Origin of the sequence: Pseudoalteromonas sp. S3178, from assembly GCF_005886985.1 — a bacterium.
GTDB classification, from domain to species: domain Bacteria; phylum Pseudomonadota; class Gammaproteobacteria; order Enterobacterales; family Alteromonadaceae; genus Pseudoalteromonas; species Pseudoalteromonas carrageenovora.
Genome location: NZ_PNCW01000033.1, coordinates 1 through 17,796 on the forward strand (window position 1 = coordinate 1; position 17,796 = coordinate 17,796).

Genomic DNA, 17,796 nt, shown 5'->3' on the forward strand with positions numbered 1-17,796 from the left:
ATTATCCAGAGTTCAGGTTAGTTAGTACCCTTTACTAACTGTGCGCCTGTTATATACCTATTAATGCAGATTGGTATACAATCAAGAAAATATTTTTTTGAGATATACACATGCAAGCAAATGTAAAATGGGTTGAAGGCGATACATTTATTGGTCGTTCTAATTCTAACCACAATGTTGTTTTTGATGGTGGTAGCGATAGCGCAGCACCAAGCCCAATGGAAATGGTTTTAATGTCAGTTGGGTGTTGTTCATCGGTTGACGTGGTGAGCATTTTAAAAAAATCAAAACAAGACTTTTCAGATGTTCAAGTGCAATTAAGTGCTGAGCGCGCAGAAACAGCCCCGCGCGTATTTACTAAAATCAACTTACACTTTGTTGTTAAAGGCAATAATGTGTCGGAAAAACACCTTGCTCGTGCAGTTTCGCTCTCTGCGGAAAAGTATTGTTCGGTGGCTTTAATGCTTGATAAAACAGTAGAAATTACCCATAGCCACGAAGTTGTGCAAGATCAGGTAAAATAACGCTTTTTCCATAAGGAAAATTCGTATAAAATCCGCGAACTTTTCATTCTGCAGGTGCAGATTTCACTAATTTATAGGTTGGTTTATTATGAACAAACCCTTCGATAAACTTAAACTTCATGGTTTTAATAATTTAACTAAAAGTTTAAGCTTTAGTATTTACGACATTTGCTACGCAAAGACCGAGCAACAACGTAAAGAATATATTGAATATATCGATGAGCAGTACAGTGCAGATAGACTAACCGACATTTTAGGTGAAGTTGTTGATATTATTGGTGCCAACATTTTAAATGTAGCTCGCCAAGATTATGAACCGCAAGGCGCAAGTGTAACTATTTTGGTTTCGGAAGAACCAGTAGAAGAGCAGCAAAATTACGATGCTGACGAAGCACCAGGCCCTTTACCTGATTCAGTTGTTGCGCACCTAGATAAAAGCCACATTTGTGTACACACATACCCAGAAGCTCACCCTGATGATGGTATTTGTACATTCCGCGCTGATATTGAAGTATCTACGTGTGGCATTATTTCGCCACTTAAAGCGTTAAACTTCTTAATTCATAGCCTTGAGTCAGACGTAGTAACAATTGACTACCGTGTACGTGGTTTTACCCGCGACATTAACGGTGTTAAACACTACATAGACCACGCTATTAACTCAATTCAAAACTTCATGACAGAAGATACCAAAGAAGCGTACCAAATGATGGACGTGAACGTGTATCAAGAAAACCTGTTCCATACCAAAATGATGTTAAAAGAAACCGATTTAAATACCTATTTATTCGGCCTTTCTACTGATGAGTTATCGGATGAAGAAGAAGAAGAGATTCGCTCTAAATTGACTCGCGAGATGCAAGAAATATTCTATGGCCGTAACCTGCCAGACACAGAATAAGCACAACGATTTAAATTAAAAATGGCGCTCAGTGAGCGCCATTTTTTATGGGGTATGTTTTGCTATTAATTAAGCATACTGTAAATAAGTGCAAATACAGCAAGCGACCCAACCGCTAATATAAACAATGTGCTTAAGCGATTACGATACTTGCTCAGCGCAGGTACTTTGTATACAGCTATCATAGGCATAATAAATAAAATCATCGCGATGATAGGGCCAGATAGCTGATCCATCATGTCTAAAATACTCGGGTTTTTAACCGCGCAAAACCAAATAGCAAAAAACATAATGAGTACGCCAATTTTGTCGGCTGCTTTTGCACTTAAGCTCGTTTGTTTAGTTACTAAACCGGTAAAGCTTTCGCGTGCACCTAAAAAGTGACCTAAAAATGACGAGGTAATAGCAATAAACGCAACAAGCGGCCCAAGAGTGGCAATAAATGAATTACTGGTGATGTTAGCTAGGTACGATAAAATAGATACGTTAGCGGCTTTAGCAGCAGCCATTTGCTCGCCTGTAAGCGACAGCACACAAGAGAACACAAATAACAGTACAAAGGTAATAAGTAGTAAGCTAGTACGCTTTAAAATAGCCTCTGCTTTGTTAGTTGCTTGATTGCCATAATGACCACGCTGCACATTAACAAAGCTTGAAATAGCCGCCGCATGGCTAAACGAAAATACAATAATAGGAACCGACAGCCACAGCGTTTTCGTAAAGTTGCCCGCTTCAGGTAAGCTCATATCAGGCATTTGCCAGCTAGGTATTAAATAAAGCGATAAAAAGAATAATATACCCACAAGCGGATACACCAAAATTGCAAATGCACGTAGCATTATTCGCTCACCGCCCATCATAAGGCTTATCATGCCTGCAACCAATACGCCCGAAAGCAGCACGCGAGATGGCGACTCAAGCCCCATTTGATTAACCATAAAGCTATCAACGGTATTGGTTAAGCCTACGCCGTAAATAAGCAAAATAGGAAATATAGATAAAAAGTATAATAAAGAGATTAACCTGCCAGCAGTCACACCAAAGTGCTCCTCAACTACGTCGGTAAAATCGGCATCTTTATTTTTTGACGAAAGTACAAAGCGCGCTAACCCACGGTGCGCTAAAAAGGTCATTGGAAACGCTAAACACGCCAATATAATTAACGGCCAAAAACCGCCAATACCAATGTTAATAGGTAAAAATAAAATACCCGCGCCTACTGCGGTACCAAAAAGGCTTAATGTCCACTGCGTATCGTGCAGATTCCATTTAGAAGAGTGTGTGTTTGAAGGTGTGTGTGCACCTGCTGTTGATGCATTTGAAAGCGTTGCATCTTGTGATGGTGTCATGTGTGTGCTCATCCATTATTTAAATAATAATCGCGCGCAAGAATATAGTTTTTAGCTAAAACTTTCATGTTTTGAGGGGGTTTGTAGACTAATTAATTAGACACCGTTGCACCAAAAGTGTCATGAATATGAAACAGCGCTGTAAAAGTGAGCAACCTCCTTCAGCAGCAATACCTCATTACAATTTAAATAGGCTGGCTAGAGCGTAGCAAAACCCAATACGCCATAGAGTCATGCTGCAGCAAAGCCAAGATAGGCGGTTTTCATAACGCTAAAATAGGGGAGGCCATTTTTATTGGTTTCAACTAAAAATCAAAGTTTTTTCACAAAATCTGTTAAGTAGAAGCCATTGATCTGAACTTCATAAGAGATTTATTCTAAACTCCGTTATACTTCCTGCAATTAAATATGCCAAACGAAGTAAACAGGCCGCTAACTGCAATGAGCAAAGATATTCTTTTTCATACTATTTTCCCACACAAAACCAGTAAAACATGGGTTGTATTTGTTCATGGTGCAGGTGGTAGTTCGGCAATTTGGTTTCGCCAACTTAAAGCCTATAAAAAAGAATATAATGTATTGCTGCTAGATCTTCGTGGTCACGGTAAATCGAATAACTTAGTACAAAATTTTGTTGATAATAATTACTCGTTTAATAAGGTCTCTAAAGACATTATTGATGTGCTAGATCATAACAACATTCCCAGCGCACACTTTGTTGGTATTTCATTGGGCACCATTTTGATTCGCAATATTGCTGAAATTGCGCCGCAATATGTTTCTAGCATGGTGCTAGGTGGAGCGGTTACTCGCTTTAATACTCGCAGTAATACACTGGTTTATTTAGGGAATACGTTTAAACACTTCTTGCCTTATATGTGGCTGTATCGCTTATTTGCTTTTATTATGATGCCGAAAAAGCGCCATAAAGAATCTCGACTTTTGTTTGTTCGTGAAGCAAAACGCTTGTGCCAAAAAGAGTTTATAAAGTGGTTTAAATTAGCCATGGACGTAAACCCTTTAATGCAGTATTTCAAAGAAAAAGACATTGATATACCCATCCTTTACATTATGGGTAAAGAAGATCATATGTTCCTTGGCCCTGTTAAAGAGATGGTAAAGCGTCATAAAAATAGCGTATTGCAAACTATTCACCATTGCGGCCATGTTTGTAATGTGGAACGCCCAGACTTATTCAATCAGCACTCGCTTGCATTTATCGCCCAGCAAAACCGTTAAGGGTTACCGCTTTTAAAAATCTTCCAATTGATGGCAATTAATTAGTAAATTGCATTAGGTCATTTTTTTGGCTTTCGTCTTAAACTAAAAATAAGACCTGCTCATGAAGGACATAGTTTTCCTGCACATCCCAATTGATAAGCAATGTTTACATTAGAGCTTTCTGATGTAAATATAAGATTAGTTTTATGAAGTTGGCCTTTCAATATTGGAACCGGAGAAGAATACATAAATGGAATTTAAATCACATAAGATAATTATTGATCCAAACGATCCTTTTAAGAATGATAAGCTTGGACGAAAACCTCATGTCGAAAACTTTACTACACTCCTAAAAAATATTAGCTCACCGATAGTTTTATCCGTAAATGCTCCTTGGGGACAAGGTAAAACTACATTTTTGGAGATGTTAGAAGCTAACCTAAAAATAAATGATTGTTCGGCAATTTACTTTAGTGCTTGGGAAACTGATTTCGTTAATGATCCACTGCAAGCATTTCTGGGCGAGGTTAATAAAAAAATAGAGTCTCTTGTTGAAGGTGATAAAGAGAAAAGTAAGGCATGGGTTAAAGCCAAGAGTGCAGGTGCACAAATTTTAAAAAAAGGTTTACCCGTGCTAGTAAAGCTCGCTACTGCTGGAATAATTGATGCTGAAAAAATAATTGAAGCTGAAGCAGCAAAATTCACGGAGGGATTATCTAAAGATTTTTTAGATGATTATACAAAGAGTAAAGAGGCTATTACTTCTTTTAAAGAGAATGTATCAAAAGCTTTAAAAAATGAAGATGGAGCTACAAGCCAATTATTTATTATTATTGATGAATTGGATCGATGCAGACCTACTTACGCAATTGAGTTACTAGAGAGAATAAAACATCTTTTAGATATTGAAGGTCTTGTATTCGTAATTGCAATGGACAAAATTCAACTTTCTCATAGCGTTAAAGCGGTCTATGGTGCAGGGTTTGAAGCAATGGGCTATCTTAGGCGGTTTATTGATATTGAGTATATTTTACCTGAGAGTGATTTAGACGCATTTATAGAACAGCTTTATAAAATATTTGAGTTTGATATTTTCTTTCAGAAAAGAACTCAATACCAAGCATTTAGATACGAAAAAGATCACTTAAAAAATACCTTTAAACTATTGGCAAAAGCTAAAAAACTGACTTTAAGGGAAGTAGAGCAGCTATTTGCGAAAGTAAATTTAGTAGTTAAATCTACAGCGGAAAATGTGTATCTACATCCTGACTTACTAGCATTTTTGATTGTAGCTAAAGAGTACTATTACGAAAGCTATAGTGGGTATATTAATGGAGGAGATACACCAGAAAAGCTGATTCAAGTTCTTCATTCAATAACCCCTAGTTTGAAATCAATAGATTCTAGAGTGTGCGCAGTAATTGAAAGCTCTTTAATTGGAGCAAAAAATGATGGATACCAAGGTAATATTGGAAAAGCGCTAAAGTACCATGAAGATATGAGTTCTGATGAAAGTGCTAGTAAAGAAGAACAAAGCTATTCACATGATGTAGTACAATTAACAAAAAGTTTTGACGAGTTTCGTAATTCAATTAATTTAGAGAGCTTAAAGCAGAGGATAGAAATGCTAGAAAGCTTCAAATTTAATAGTTAAAATAAATTACTACAGTAGTTAAGCTATCACTTGTCTTGCTGACAACTGATAGCTAACCACTCAAAACTGCTCTTACCCTTCTAAAGCCGAAACAATAAAATACGGGTTTAAGTATTCATCTTTGGTATTGTAAATAAGCGCTCTGCCATCAAGTTGGGTGACTTTAGCACCGGCTATTTCGGCAATTGCATGGCCAGCTCCGGTATCCCATTCACACGTTGGGCCTAAGCGCGGGTAAATATCGGCGCTGCCCTCAGCCACTAAACACAGTTTTAGTGAGCTGCCTTTTGAGACCATTTCAACCTCGTCAAAGCGTTTTACAAACTCGGCTAAATCCGGTGATGGGTGCGAGCGGCTACCTACAACACGTATTAGGCCTTTATTAGGCTTAGTGGTTACTTTAAGCTCAATACGCTCATCGCCTTTGTCTTTAAAGGCGCCAATGGCCTCTGCGGCAAGGTACGATACGCCAAGTGCTGGGGCATCAACTACTGCTAGTACAGGTTTACCGTTTTCGATTAGGGCTATGTTTACGGTAAATTCGCCGTTCTTTTTAATAAACTCTTTAGTGCCGTCGATTGGGTCAACTAACCAGTAGCTTTTCCATGTTTGGCGAATATCCCACGTTATATCGGCGCTTTCTTCGCTAAGTATAGGTGTGTCGGGAGTGAGCTGTTTAAGCCCTGCCACAATGACTTTATGAGCTGCTAAGTCGGCGTCGGTTACTGGGCTCTCATCGGCTTTGTATTCAACGTTAAAGTCCTTTTCGTAAATCCCCATTATGGCGTTGCCTGCTTTACGGGCAAGGATGAGGGTTTCTTCTAGTAGCTCGGTTTGGTTCATTGGGGTTAACCTATAATATGCTTTTGTTTTAGATACGTTATCAGTTGAGTAACCGATTGGTCTAGGGTGTTTTTACTGGTATCTAAAATTATTTCTGGGTTGTTAGGTATTTCGTAGCTTGAGTCGATTCCGGTGAAGTGTTTTATCTCTCCTGCGCGGGCTTTTTTGTATAAGCCTTTAGGGTCGCGGCTTTCACATACATCAAGTGGGGTATCTATAAATACTTCAATAAATTCGCCGTCGTCTACTAAATTACGGACCATGTCACGCTCTGCTCTAAATGGTGAGATAAACGCGGTAAGCACTAATAAGCCTGCATCGGTCATTAGTTTGGCTGTTTCACCAACACGGCGTATGTTTTCAATGCGGTCTTCGTCGCTAAAGCCTAGGTCTTTACATAAGCCGTGGCGTACGTTGTCGCCATCGAGCAGGTAGGTGTGCGCACCTTGCTGGTTAAGCGCCGCTTCTAATGCATTTGCTACGGTGCTTTTGCCAGAACCTGAAAAGCCAGTAAACCATAAAATGGCAGGCTTATGCTTTTTTTGCTCGCTACGCTGCGCTTTAGTGGTTGCGTAGTTATGCCAAACAATATTTTCGTCCATTGTGTAATCTCTTTTAAATGCCCTAGGTATTAAAAAGGAAATACCAGTGGGATCAAGGTTAATACCGTGATTGAATAAATAATAGAAAGGGGTAAGCCCATCACTATGTAATCTTTTAAGCGATAGTTACCTGCACTATAAACCATTAGGTTAGTTTGATACCCAAATGGCGATATAAAACTGGCTGATGCGCCAAAGGCAACCGCCATGATAAACGGTAGTGGGTCTACATTAAAACCAACCGCTAATGAGTAAGCCACAGGGAATGAAAGCGCAGCTGCTGCGTTATTAGTAATAAGCTCGGTAAATAATACGGTCATTAAAAATATGGCTATAAACGCGCCGTACGGGCCAAAATCCCCAAGTACCATAAACATGGCGTCAGATATTTGCCCGGCAAGCCCGGTGCCTATCATTAATTTGGCAAGGCCAATGGCGCTACCTACTACAACCAGTAACTCAAGCGGGAAACGGCGCTTTACTTCGTTAAGCTTTATTGTGCCGCTAAGCATTAGGCCAATTAAAAGGACTAATAAACCTTTAACAAGTGGCACTACCGAAAAAATACTTAAACCCAGTACTGCAGCAAAGCTTAGTAATACAATGTTTGATTGTTTAGGGGCTAAATGCGTTTGTAAGTCGAGCCCAGATATATAAACAAATTCGCGTTTTAAATTAGGCAGGCTGTAAAAGTTTTTGCCTGGTGCAAGTATTAGCGAGTCGCCTGCTTGTAACTGCACTTGCCCAAGGCCACCTTGTAAGCGGTCATGCCCGCGGCGAATAGCAATAACTGCAGCATGAAACTGCTCTCTAAAGCGCGCCTCTTTTACAGTTTTACCTATAAATTTAGAGGATTGGCTTACAACAACTTCTACTAAGTGTTCTATGTCTTTTTGATGATTGTCGTGAACTACCTTTAAGCCGTCGAAACGGGTTAAAAGCGGCACCGATTTAATATCACCCACAAAAAGCAGTACGTCGTTTTGCCTAATAATTTGTTGAGGTGTTACTGCGTATATGCGCTCATCACCACGGATAATTTCCGCAAGGAATAAGTCTTTTAAATCTCGTAGGCCGTTTTCTTCTACGGTACGGCCAATTAATTTAGAGCCTGACTGTACTTTACCTTCTAGATAAAAAGGAATCACTTCCTGATCGCTTTTGCCGTTGTCGGGCAGGTATTTAAGCATTACTAAAATAGTAATGAGGCCCACACTTAATGCGCCAATGCCTACAAGTGTAAAATCAAAAAAGCCCAGAGGTGCCATGCCTGCATCTACAGCAAAGCCATTAACTATTAAGTTAGTAGATGTACCAATAAGTGTAATGGTGCCGCCTAAAATAGCGGTGTACGACAGCGGTAATAATAGCTTTGATGGAGAGTGATTTGGGTTATCTTTTATGGCGGTAATAAGCGATGCAACCACCGCAGTGTTATTAGTAAACGACGATAAAAAAGCGGTTGACAGCCCAAGTTTTGTTACCGATTTTACTAAACTACCTTTAGATAGTGATTGCGATAGTTTTTGAATTAGGGTGGTTTTTTCGATAGCGGTCGACACTAATACCAGTAATACCAAAGTAATAAGTGACGGGTTAGCATAATTTACTAACATGTTTTCAAGATCAATTAACCCAGTTAAATAGCTTGTACCAATGGCACTTACAAATAACCATGCTGGATTAATGCGGGTGCCAAAAAGGCACCCGACTAAGGTAAGCATAATGCCTGTTAAAACGAGCTGTTCTACCATGCTTTTAAATTCCTAACAGACATTTTTTTACTTACAGTTTTGAAATATCAAGCGCTTGCCAGTGTGGAAAGTGCTTGCGTACTAAGCTATTAAATTCAACTTCAAAGTCGCTAAAATCGCTTTGTTGTTTTTCGCTTTTTAGTACTTGCTCAATCATACCTGCTGCAACCGTTAAGTTAGATAAGCGGTCAATCAGAATAAACGAACCAGTTTCGTGGTTGTTGTGATACTCGTCAGCTAAAATTGTTTCGCTTAGTTCAAGCGTTACAATGGCGATTTCGTTTAGCTGAAGTGAGTCGGCTTTGCCGTGCTCTAGGGTATTTACATCAATGGTGTGATCAATCTTTTTAACCACGGCTGATGTATTTTTACTACCTAGTTTAATGTTGTAGCTTTTACCTAGTACAAGTGGCGCTTCGTGCATCCACACAAGTTTTGCTTGAATAAGGTTAGTTACCGTAGCCGTTGAGCTGGCAGGTACTATTACGTCACCGCGGCTAATATCTATTTCGCTATTAAGGGTAACGGTAATTGCTTGGCCAGCCTCAGCGTGATCTAGGTTGCCATTAAATGTAACAATTTCTTTAATGCTTGATGTTTTACCCGACGGTAATACTTTTACTGCATCGCCAACATGTAACTTACCTGATGCCAATGTGCCCTGAAAACCACGGAAGTTTAAGTTAGGGCGAACTACGTACTGCACAGGTAAACGTGCTTCAAAACCGGTATCGGTTTCTGCCGCTGGTGAGTCTTCTAAAAGCTCAAGTAATGGCTTATCTGTGTAATAAGGTGTATGAGCAGAGCGTGTTACTACGTTGTCGCCTTTAAGCGCCGACATAGGTACAAACTTAATGTTTGATACGTTAAGTTGCTCAGCAAATTTAAGGTAATCGGCCTTAATTTTTTCATAAACGGTTTCGTCAAAATCAACGATATCCATTTTATTTACTGCTACCACAAACTGTTTAATGCCTAGCGAGTCACAAATAAAGCTATGGCGCTTAGTTTGCACTTGCACACCGTAGCGAGCATCAACCAAAATAATAGCCACATCACTTGTTGATGCGCCGGTTACCATGTTGCGGGTGTATTGCTCGTGCCCTGGGGTATCGGCAATAATAAATTTACGCTTAGCAGTTGAAAAATAACGATACGCTACGTCAATGGTAATGCCTTGCTCGCGCTCAGCTTGTAAGCCATCTACCAGTAGGGCTAAGTCGAGTTCTTCGCCTGCGTTACCTACTTTTTCGTTATCTTTGTGAAGGGCAGCAAGCTGATCTTCATAAATTTGGTGGCTGTCGTGCAAAAGGCGGCCAATCAGTGTTGATTTACCGTCATCTACGCTGCCACAGGTAAGCATGCGTAATAAGCTTTTATCTTGTTGGCGAGCTAGGTAGGCGTCTATGCCAATTTCTTTTACTTCGTTAATTGTGTCGTTAGTATTGGTAGACATTAGAAATACCCCTCACGTTTTTTCTTCTCCATTGAGCCTGCTGAGTCGTGATCGATTACACGGCCTTCACGTTCAGATGACGTAGATAACAGCATTTCTTCAATAATTTCAGTTAGGTTGCTAGCAGTAGATTCAACTGCACCCGTAAGTGGGTAACAGCCTAAAGTACGAAAACGTACTGATTTCATTTGCGGTACTTCACCATCAGCAAGTGGCATACGTTCGTCGTCAACCATAATTAAGGTGCCGTCGCGCTCAACCACTGGGCGCTCTTTAGCTAAATAAAGCGGTACCATTTCGATGTTTTCTTGGTAAATGTATTGCCAAATATCAAGCTCAGTCCAGTTAGATAGTGGGAATACACGAATGCTCTCACCAGGATTAACTTGACTGTTGTAGGTATTCCAAAGCTCAGGGCGCTGGTTTTTAGGGTCCCAGCGGTGGTGTTTGTCGCGGAACGAGTAAACACGTTCTTTTGCGCGAGACTTTTCTTCATCGCGGCGTGCGCCACCAAATGCAGCATCAAAGCCGTATTTATCGAGTGCTTGTTTTAAGCCTTGGGTTTTCATTATGTCGGTATGTTTACCTGAGCCGTGTTCAAACGGGCTAATACCCATTGCCATACCCTCAGGGTTTTTGTGAACTAGCAGATCAAAGCCATATTCTTTTGCAATACGGTCGCGAAACTCAATCATTTCGCGAAACTTCCAGTTGGTGTCTACGTGCAATAACGGAAACGGAATTTTTGCAGGGTAAAATGCTTTACGCGCTAAGTGCAAAAGTACCGACGAATCTTTACCAATAGAGTAAAGCATTACTGGGTTCTCAAACTCAGCGGCGACTTCGCGCATGATTTTGATACTTTCAGCTTCAAGTTGCTGAAGGTGAGTTAAAGCCATTGTTAGTCGTCCTACTAAAATGATTAAAAGTTACAAATTTAAATATATTTAGGTATTTGATACATCGGTTAGCGGCTGTGCAAAACTACTTGTTTGCTCGTTTTGGCCAAACCAAGCTAGCTGCGAGTGCAGGGCGGCTACTTCGCCAATAATAAGTAACGCTGGTGAAATAACGCTGTTGCGCTCAATTAAATCAGCAAGCTCACCTAATTGCCCCGTAACCACACGCTGATTTTTACGGGTGCCGTTTTCAATAATGGCAACCGGTGTAGTTGCACTGCGGCCATGCTTTAACAGCTCAGCTTGAATATGTGGCGATTTAATAACGCCCATATAAATAGCTAAGGTTTGATGCGCTTTAGCAAGCGATTGCCAATCAAGCTCTTGGCCATCTTTTTTACAGTGCCCTGTTACAAACTGTATAGCCTGGGCGTGGTCGCGGTGTGTAAGCGGAATACCTGCATACGCGCTACAACCTGCCGCTGCCGTAATACCCGGTACTATTTGATAATTTACGTTGTTGGCAGCCAGTACTTGTACTTCTTCACCGCCACGGCCGTAAATAAATGGGTCACCGCCTTTAATACGGCACACTTTTTTGCCTTGCTTGGCAAAATCAACCAGCATTTGGTTGGTATCTTCTTGGGCTACACTGTGATCGCCTAAACGTTTGCCTACACATACTAGGTCGGCATCACGGCGTACTAATTCCATAATTTCATCAGACACTAAGTAGTCGTATACAACAACATCGGCTTGCTGCATTAATTGCAGTGCTTTAAGTGTTAAAAGCTCAGGGTCGCCAGGACCTGCACCTACTACATATACTTCGCCTTCTGGCTCTGCTTTGGCATCGAGCATTTGGTTCAGCTGTGCTTGTGCAGCTTCGGTATTACCTGTTTGTACTTTGCTCACGACTGATGAATCAAACACGCCTTCCCAAAATTGGCGGCGGTCGGCAAAGTGTTTAAAGCGTTGTTTTACTTTATCTCTAAAGCTGCCAACTAAAGTAGCTAATGGGCCAATATGTTGAGGGATAAGTGTCTCTAACTTTTCACGTAATCGGCGTGCGAGTACAGGGGCAGTCCCTGCGCTTGATATAGCAATAGTTATTGGATCGCGGTCTACAATAGACGGGAATATAAACGTACATTTAGGTTGGTCATCAACCACATTCACAAATACATTTCGTGCGTTTGCCAGTTCAAATACATTGTTGTTTACGTCATCACGGTCAGTGGCTGCTATAACCAGCATTTTGCCTTCAAGGTGTGATTCATCAAAATAAGCATCAATAAGCGTTACTTCGTTATTATGAGCATGCTCTTTTAGTTCGTCGCAAAACCAAGGTGCTACTAAGGTTACGTTTGCGCGAGCTTTTAAAAACGCGCGACACTTGCGTAATGCGACCTCTCCACCGCCAACAACCAAAACTGGCTTGTTGTCGAGTTTGGTAAAGATAGGTAAATACTGCACGTTTATAACACCCCTAAACAAATTCAAATATAAGAAAACGCTTTATTCTGATGGGCAGAATATAGCGGCTATCAATAAGTAAAAAATAATTAAAACCAAGTTGATATAACTAAAAGTTATAATTGGTGGCCTTTTTAGTCCTAAGACTTAGTTAACAAGGGATTGCGGGGAGTTACAAGTAAAATAACAAGCTTATAGTGTTTGGTTATGAGCTATAGCGAGATTACGTTAATTTGTTACTATGGCAGTAACACTAATTTATTGCTTAATAAATGGATTACTTATGACTGAACAATATGATAACGCTCAATTAGCTGTATCACTTATGGATTTAACGAGCTTAAATAGCTCAGATACTACGAGCGATATTCAGCTGCTTATAAATAGCATAAATCCCACGTTAGGTACGCCTGCAGCGGTATGTGTTTACAGCGATTTTGTGGACGATGCAAAAATTGCGTTAGCCGCACGAGAGCTTAACCACGTTAAAGTAGCCACGGTTACTAACTTCCCAACGGGCGATGCACCGCTTAGCGACGTAATAAACGAAACGCTTATTGCAATTGAACGCGGCGCCGATGAAATCGATTTAGTTATACCTTATAAAGCACTTATTGCCGGCGATGAAAGTACCGTGCTTGAATATATACAGCAAAGCAAAAAAGCCTGCGCTGCACGAGCTCAATTAAAAGTAATTATAGAAAGCGGCGAGCTAAAAACGGATGAGTTAATCACTAAAGCAACTAACTTAGCTATTCAAGGTGGTGCCGACTTTGTAAAAACCAGTACAGGTAAAGTGGCTGTTAATGCAACGCTTGAAGCAACAAAAGTAATGCTTAGTGCTATTAAACAATCGGGTGAAGTAGTTGGTTTTAAAGCTGCTGGCGGCGTTAAAACAGTAGCCGATGCAAAGGACTATTTAGCACTAACACGTTCAATAATGGGTGATGACTACTTACAGGCTGATACCTTTAGGTTTGGTGCCTCAAGCTTATTAAGTGATGTGTATAAAGTATTAGAAAAATAAACAGTAAATTAAGCACCATGCCTTTAAATAAGAGGGTAAATGTTTGGCAGGCGAAACAATAATGGAATTAATTAATTAGATTTTCCTATGTGGGTATCTTTTAGGCTTGTGTAAATGATTTGCGTAAGTATAATAGGCATCCACTTTGCAGGGGCGTAGTTCCAATTGGTAGAACAGCGGTCTCCAAAACCGACGGTTGGGAGTTCGAATCTCTCCGCCCCTGCCATTTTTACTTGTAAGTTGAGTAAGTCTGGGGTTAAAAATCGGTTTAAATAAGTCTGTTTTTAAGTTTAGATTTTAATGGATTAACCCTGCCATTGCGTAGGGTTGTTGTGTCTGTAGTTAGGGTAATAATATTATGAGCACGAATGTAGAAACACCATCAAGTGCGATGGAGTCAGTAAAGTGGTTAGTAGCTATCGCGCTACTTGCAGGCGCAGTTGTTGGTAATCACATGTTTGCAGATCAGTCTGTATTACTACGTGCTATTGGCGTTGTAATTGCAATAGCAGCTGGTTTAGGTATTGCCTCGCAAACATTTAAGGGACGTACTTTCCTTGCTTTTGCTAAAGAAGCTCGTATTGAAGTACGCAAAGTAATTTGGCCAACGCGTCAAGAAACTACCCACACGACATTAATTGTAATGGTTGCAACAGTGATTATGGCGCTTATCCTTTGGGGATTAGATGGCATTTTATTCCGCGCTGTAGGCTTTTTAACTGGATTGGAGATCTGATCCCATGTCGGATGAGAACAAAGAAATTAAGTTACGTTGGTATGTAGTTCAAGCTTTTTCGGGTTACGAAAAGCGTGTGGCACAAACGTTAACTGAACATATTAAAATCGAAGGTCTTGAAGAGAGCTTTGGTGAAATATTAGTACCAACTGAAGAAGTTGTTGAGATGCGCGCTGGTCAAAAGCGTAAATCTGAGCGCAAATTCTTCCCAGGTTATGTACTAGTACAAATGGATATGAACGATGCTAGCTGGCACTTAGTTAACAGCACTGAGCGTGTTATGGGCTTTATTGGTGGTACTTCTGACCGTCCAGCGCCTATTAGCTCTAAAGAAGCAGAACGCATTCTTAACCGTCTACAAGAAAATGCTGAAGCACCTAAACCTGCTACATTATTTGAACCAGGCGAAGTGGTTCGTGTTACTGATGGCCCATTTGCTGACTTTAGTGGTGTGGTTGAAGAAGTTGACTACGAAAAGAGCCGCGTAAAAGTATCTGTACTTATTTTTGGTCGTTCTACGCCGGTTGAGCTTGAATTTGGTCAAGTTGAACAAGATAAGTAATTGATTAAAAAAGCTTCGCTAGAGTTTTTATAAATTTTGGCACGAAGCTTGAAAAAGGCCGCTGATTAACTTATAATCAGCGGCCTTTTTGTATTAAGGTAAAAATTTATTTTTACTATACAAAAAGTACGAAACCAATTTTTAAACTGGGAAGCCGTTAGAGTACGCGTCCTCGCGCGCACAAGGCTAAGACCCACCAAATGAGGTATTTATAATGGCTAAAAAAGTTGAAGCTCTAATCAAGCTACAAGTTGCCGCTGGTATGGCTAATCCTAGTCCTCCAGTAGGTCCTGCACTAGGTCAACACGGTGTAAACATCATGGAATTCTGTAAAGCGTTTAACGCACGTACAGAGTCTATCGAAAAAGGCGCTCCAGTTCCTGTAGTGATCTCTGTTTACGGTGACCGTTCATTTACGTTCGACATGAAAACGCCACCTGCTGCTTACTTACTTAAGAAAGCTGCTGGTATCAAGTCAGGCTCAGGCCGTCCTAACACTGATAAAGTAGGCACAGTAACTCGTGCTCAACTTGAAGAGATTGTTGAGACAAAACGAACTGACCTTACAGCTGCCGATATGGACGCAGCGGTTCGCACTATCGCAGGTTCTGCGCGTGCGATGGGCTTGAACGTAGAGGACTAAGAAATGGCTAAATTAACTAAACGTATGCGTACTATCCGCGAAAAAGTGGAAGTAACTAAAGATTACGAAATCAATGAAGCAGTTGCTCTTTTAAAAGAGTTAGCGACAGCTAAATTCGTAGAAAGTGTTGACGTTGCTGTTAACCTTGGTATCGATGCTCGTAAATCTGACCAAAACGTTCGTGGTGCAACTGTACTACCTAACGGTACTGGCCGTGACGTTCGTGTTGCTGTATTCACACAAGGCGCTAATGCAGAAGCTGCAAAAGAAGCCGGTGCTGAGTTAGTAGGCATGGAAGATCTTGCTGAGCTAGTTAAAAAAGGCGAGATGAACTTTGACGTTGTTGTTGCATCACCAGACGCTATGCGTGTTGTTGGTCAACTAGGTCAAATCTTAGGCCCACGTGGTCTAATGCCAAACCCTAAAACTGGTACTGTAACGCCTAACGTTGCAGAAGCAGTTAAAAATGCTAAAGCAGGTCAAGTACGTTACCGTAATGACAAAAATGGCATCATCCATACTACTATCGGTAAGGTTGATTTCACTGCTGAGCAACTTCAACAAAACCTTGAGTCACTAATTGTTGCACTTAAGAAGGCTAAACCTTCTCAAGCTAAAGGTGTTTACTTGAAAAAAGTAACTATCTCTACAACAATGGGCGCAGGTGTTTCTGTTGACCAAAACACTTTAAGCACAGTTGTAGCTTAATTGGTGTTTACATGGCGTGAAATTTGTACTATAATTTCGCGCCATTTTGTTGATTAATTTATTAATTGGCAAAGTAAAGAATTCGGGTTGAAGTCCATAATTTCGGTGCGCCTTTGGCAAAGCGATAAATTGGGCTTCCGTCCAAGACCGTAGGCGGTTTCGGCCTTAATGTTTACCTACGTAGACGGTGTGAATCCCCAGATAGATTTTTCCTAATCCTTCTGGCTCTCGCCGTAAAAAGCATCTCCATCAGTTATTTTGTTGGGGAAGAGTAAAAACAGGGAAGCCGAGTGTCGGTGACCCCATTAAACCAGGAGTAACACCCATGGCTTTAAATCTTCAAGGCAAAAAAGCAATTGTTGCTGAAGTCAACGAAGCAGCCAATGGTGCTCTTTCTGCAGTTGTTGCAGATTCTCGTGGTGTAGCAGTAGGCGCAATTACAGCCCTTCGTAAAGAAGCTCGTGAAGCTGGTGTATGGATGAAAGTTGTTCGTAACACTCTAGCAAAACGTGCTGTTGAAGGTACTGAATTTGAATGTCTATCTGACTCGTTAGTTGGTCCAAGCTTAATCGCTTTCTCATCAGAGCACCCAGGTGCTGCTGCGCGTATCTTTTCAGATTTCGCGAAAAAGAATGAGAAATTTGAGCTTAAAACGGCCGCTTTTGAAGGTAACATCGTAGACGCAGCAATGCTTGCTACATTACCTACATACGACGAAGCTGTTGCACGCTTAATGAGCGCTATGAAAGAAGCGTCTGCTGGCAAATTGTGTAAAACAATTGAAGCAGTACGTGTACAGAAAGAAGAGCAAGCTGCTTAATTTTAAGCTGTTTAACCTCCCTTTCGGTGTAAAATTTATTTGGACCTAGAGTCCGTTAATTATTAGGAAATTTGTAATGTCTGTAACTAAAGACCAAATCCTTGACGCAATTGCTGAAATGTCAGTAATGGACGTTGTTGCTCTTATCGAAGCAATGGAAGAAAAATTCGGCGTAACTGCTGCAGCTGCAATGGTAGCTGGTCCAGCTGCTGAAGCTGCTGAAGAGAAAACAGAATTTGACGTAATCCTTACTGGCGCTGGCGCTAACAAGGTTGCTGCAATCAAAGCTGTTCGTAGCGCAACTGGCCTTGGCCTTAAAGAAGCGAAAGCTCTTGTTGAAGCTGCTCCTACACCTGTTAAAGAAGGTGTATCTAAAGAAGAAGCTGAAGCACTTGCAAAAGATCTTACTGAAGCTGGTGCTGAAGTTGAGGTTAAGTAATTTAGCTTTTGCTAAGTTCGCTGCCTGAGAAATCAGGCAAGGGCTGGTGATTATTTAATCACCGGCCTTTTTGCGCTATAGAGCGATGTATTCCTATAGCTCAAATAAAATCTGATTTTCTCTTTACTTTCAACGCTTTATAGTTTGCTAGTGTTGTGAGGGGAGTTTATTAGAACAACAAT

General features: G+C 40.7%; 18 protein-coding genes and 1 tRNA gene. 12 read left to right on the top strand and 7 right to left on the bottom strand.

Features of this window, described 5'->3' with window-relative positions:
• Positions 1-110 precede the first annotated feature (110 nt).
• Together CWC11_RS10675 and speD are read left to right on the top strand one after the other, a co-directional pair.
• Complete coding sequence (locus CWC11_RS10675; protein WP_104643447.1) at positions 111-524, top strand: OsmC family protein; 414 nt, start codon at positions 111-113, stop codon at positions 522-524.
• Positions 525-612: 88 nt separating this feature from the next.
• Positions 613-1,425, top strand: a complete 813-nt coding sequence (gene speD, locus CWC11_RS10680; RefSeq protein WP_058549267.1) for an adenosylmethionine decarboxylase — start codon at positions 613-615, stop codon at positions 1,423-1,425.
• A gap of 65 nt (positions 1,426-1,490) precedes the next feature.
• On the opposite strand, the gene CWC11_RS10685 is transcribed toward speD, so the two are convergent.
• Positions 1,491-2,774 (bottom strand): aromatic amino acid transport family protein, encoded by a 1,284-nt coding sequence (locus CWC11_RS10685; RefSeq protein WP_138682682.1) that lies wholly within the window; start codon positions 2,772-2,774, stop codon positions 1,491-1,493.
• 441 nt (positions 2,775-3,215) lie between these two features.
• On the opposite strand from CWC11_RS10685, the gene CWC11_RS10690 reads away from it, so the two are divergent.
• Both CWC11_RS10690 and CWC11_RS10695 read left to right on the top strand, forming a co-directional pair.
• Positions 3,216-4,013: an alpha/beta fold hydrolase gene (locus CWC11_RS10690; RefSeq protein ID WP_138682683.1), complete on the top strand. Its 798-nt coding sequence runs from the start codon at positions 3,216-3,218 to the stop codon at positions 4,011-4,013.
• Positions 4,014-4,245: 232 nt separating this feature from the next.
• Positions 4,246-5,649 carry a KAP family P-loop NTPase fold protein gene (locus CWC11_RS10695; RefSeq protein WP_138682684.1) on the top strand — a complete coding sequence of 468 codons (1,404 nt, stop codon included), beginning with the start codon at positions 4,246-4,248 and terminating at the stop codon, positions 5,647-5,649.
• A gap of 72 nt (positions 5,650-5,721) precedes the next feature.
• On the opposite strand, the gene cysQ is transcribed toward CWC11_RS10695, so the two are convergent.
• The 6 genes from cysQ to cysG are packed head-to-tail and all read right to left on the bottom strand — an operon-like array spanning position 5,722 to position 12,679.
• Positions 5,722-6,492, bottom strand: coding sequence for a 3'(2'),5'-bisphosphate nucleotidase CysQ (gene cysQ, locus CWC11_RS10700; protein WP_138682685.1), 771 nt, complete (start codon positions 6,490-6,492; stop codon positions 5,722-5,724).
• A gap of 5 nt (positions 6,493-6,497) precedes the next feature.
• Positions 6,498-7,094, bottom strand: coding sequence for an adenylyl-sulfate kinase (cysC, locus tag CWC11_RS10705; RefSeq protein ID WP_089346424.1), 597 nt, complete (start codon positions 7,092-7,094; stop codon positions 6,498-6,500).
• Between the two features lie 29 nt (positions 7,095-7,123).
• Positions 7,124-8,848, bottom strand: a complete 1,725-nt coding sequence (locus CWC11_RS10710; RefSeq protein WP_138682686.1) for an SLC13 family permease — start codon at positions 8,846-8,848, stop codon at positions 7,124-7,126.
• Positions 8,849-8,879: 31 nt separating this feature from the next.
• The gene (gene cysN, locus CWC11_RS10715) at positions 8,880-10,304 is read right to left on the bottom strand and encodes a sulfate adenylyltransferase subunit CysN (RefSeq protein ID WP_138682687.1); all 1,425 of its coding nucleotides are present in this window, start codon (positions 10,302-10,304) and stop codon (positions 8,880-8,882) included.
• Positions 10,304-11,203 carry a sulfate adenylyltransferase subunit CysD gene (gene cysD / locus CWC11_RS10720; protein ID WP_104643440.1) on the bottom strand — a complete coding sequence of 300 codons (900 nt, stop codon included), beginning with the start codon at positions 11,201-11,203 and terminating at the stop codon, positions 10,304-10,306. Before cysD ends, cysN begins: the two co-directional genes overlap by 1 nt.
• 48 nt (positions 11,204-11,251) lie before the next feature.
• Positions 11,252-12,679, bottom strand: coding sequence for a siroheme synthase CysG (gene cysG / locus CWC11_RS10725; protein WP_104643439.1), 1,428 nt, complete (start codon positions 12,677-12,679; stop codon positions 11,252-11,254).
• A 283-nt stretch (positions 12,680-12,962) separates the two neighbouring features.
• Between cysG and deoC the strand changes: the two genes are divergently transcribed.
• The 8 genes from deoC (at position 12,963) to rplL (ending at position 17,614) form a co-directional block, all read left to right on the top strand.
• Positions 12,963-13,706: a deoxyribose-phosphate aldolase gene (deoC, locus tag CWC11_RS10730; RefSeq protein ID WP_138682688.1), complete on the top strand. Its 744-nt coding sequence runs from the start codon at positions 12,963-12,965 to the stop codon at positions 13,704-13,706.
• A gap of 149 nt (positions 13,707-13,855) precedes the next feature.
• Positions 13,856-13,932: transfer RNA gene (locus CWC11_RS10735), tRNA-Trp, on the top strand.
• A gap of 132 nt (positions 13,933-14,064) precedes the next feature.
• Complete coding sequence (secE, locus tag CWC11_RS10740; protein WP_058549280.1) at positions 14,065-14,442, top strand: preprotein translocase subunit SecE; 378 nt, start codon at positions 14,065-14,067, stop codon at positions 14,440-14,442.
• A 4-nt stretch (positions 14,443-14,446) separates the two neighbouring features.
• Positions 14,447-15,004 carry a transcription termination/antitermination protein NusG gene (gene nusG / locus CWC11_RS10745; RefSeq protein ID WP_058549281.1) on the top strand — a complete coding sequence of 186 codons (558 nt, stop codon included), beginning with the start codon at positions 14,447-14,449 and terminating at the stop codon, positions 15,002-15,004.
• Positions 15,005-15,218: 214 nt separating this feature from the next.
• Positions 15,219-15,647 carry a 50S ribosomal protein L11 gene (gene rplK, locus CWC11_RS10750; protein ID WP_002958879.1) on the top strand — a complete coding sequence of 143 codons (429 nt, stop codon included), beginning with the start codon at positions 15,219-15,221 and terminating at the stop codon, positions 15,645-15,647.
• Between the two features lie 3 nt (positions 15,648-15,650).
• Complete coding sequence (gene rplA / locus CWC11_RS10755) at positions 15,651-16,355, top strand: 50S ribosomal protein L1 (protein WP_024600086.1); 705 nt, start codon at positions 15,651-15,653, stop codon at positions 16,353-16,355.
• A 325-nt stretch (positions 16,356-16,680) separates the two neighbouring features.
• A complete protein-coding gene (gene rplJ / locus CWC11_RS10760; protein WP_004588207.1) occupies positions 16,681-17,175 on the top strand; it encodes a 50S ribosomal protein L10 in 495 nt (164 codons plus the stop codon).
• A 76-nt stretch (positions 17,176-17,251) separates the two neighbouring features.
• Positions 17,252-17,614, top strand: coding sequence for a 50S ribosomal protein L7/L12 (gene rplL / locus CWC11_RS10765; RefSeq protein ID WP_058549283.1), 363 nt, complete (start codon positions 17,252-17,254; stop codon positions 17,612-17,614).
• The last annotated feature ends 182 nt before the right edge of the window (positions 17,615-17,796 follow it).

What these genes read in the sequence shown, in the direction of transcription:
- CWC11_RS10675 (WP_104643447.1), top strand. Translation starts at nt 111, where the DNA reads ATGCAAGCAAATGTAAAATGGGTTGAAGGCGATACATTTATTGGTCGT.
- speD (WP_058549267.1), top strand. Translation starts at nt 613, where the DNA reads ATGAACAAACCCTTCGATAAACTTAAACTTCATGGTTTTAATAATTTA.
- CWC11_RS10685 (WP_138682682.1), bottom strand. Translation starts at nt 2,774, where the DNA reads ATGACACCATCACAAGATGCAACGCTTTCAAATGCATCAACAGCAGGT.
- CWC11_RS10690 (WP_138682683.1), top strand. Translation starts at nt 3,216, where the DNA reads ATGAGCAAAGATATTCTTTTTCATACTATTTTCCCACACAAAACCAGT.
- CWC11_RS10695 (WP_138682684.1), top strand. Translation starts at nt 4,246, where the DNA reads ATGGAATTTAAATCACATAAGATAATTATTGATCCAAACGATCCTTTT.
- cysQ (WP_138682685.1), bottom strand. Translation starts at nt 6,492, where the DNA reads ATGAACCAAACCGAGCTACTAGAAGAAACCCTCATCCTTGCCCGTAAA.
- cysC (WP_089346424.1), bottom strand. Translation starts at nt 7,094, where the DNA reads ATGGACGAAAATATTGTTTGGCATAACTACGCAACCACTAAAGCGCAG.
- CWC11_RS10710 (WP_138682686.1), bottom strand. Translation starts at nt 8,848, where the DNA reads ATGGTAGAACAGCTCGTTTTAACAGGCATTATGCTTACCTTAGTCGGG.
- cysN (WP_138682687.1), bottom strand. Translation starts at nt 10,304, where the DNA reads ATGTCTACCAATACTAACGACACAATTAACGAAGTAAAAGAAATTGGC.
- cysD (WP_104643440.1), bottom strand. Translation starts at nt 11,203, where the DNA reads ATGGCTTTAACTCACCTTCAGCAACTTGAAGCTGAAAGTATCAAAATC.
- deoC (WP_138682688.1), top strand. Translation starts at nt 12,963, where the DNA reads ATGACTGAACAATATGATAACGCTCAATTAGCTGTATCACTTATGGAT.
- secE (WP_058549280.1), top strand. Translation starts at nt 14,065, where the DNA reads ATGAGCACGAATGTAGAAACACCATCAAGTGCGATGGAGTCAGTAAAG.
- nusG (WP_058549281.1), top strand. Translation starts at nt 14,447, where the DNA reads ATGTCGGATGAGAACAAAGAAATTAAGTTACGTTGGTATGTAGTTCAA.
- rplK (WP_002958879.1), top strand. Translation starts at nt 15,219, where the DNA reads ATGGCTAAAAAAGTTGAAGCTCTAATCAAGCTACAAGTTGCCGCTGGT.
- rplA (WP_024600086.1), top strand. Translation starts at nt 15,651, where the DNA reads ATGGCTAAATTAACTAAACGTATGCGTACTATCCGCGAAAAAGTGGAA.
- rplJ (WP_004588207.1), top strand. Translation starts at nt 16,681, where the DNA reads ATGGCTTTAAATCTTCAAGGCAAAAAAGCAATTGTTGCTGAAGTCAAC.
- rplL (WP_058549283.1), top strand. Translation starts at nt 17,252, where the DNA reads ATGTCTGTAACTAAAGACCAAATCCTTGACGCAATTGCTGAAATGTCA.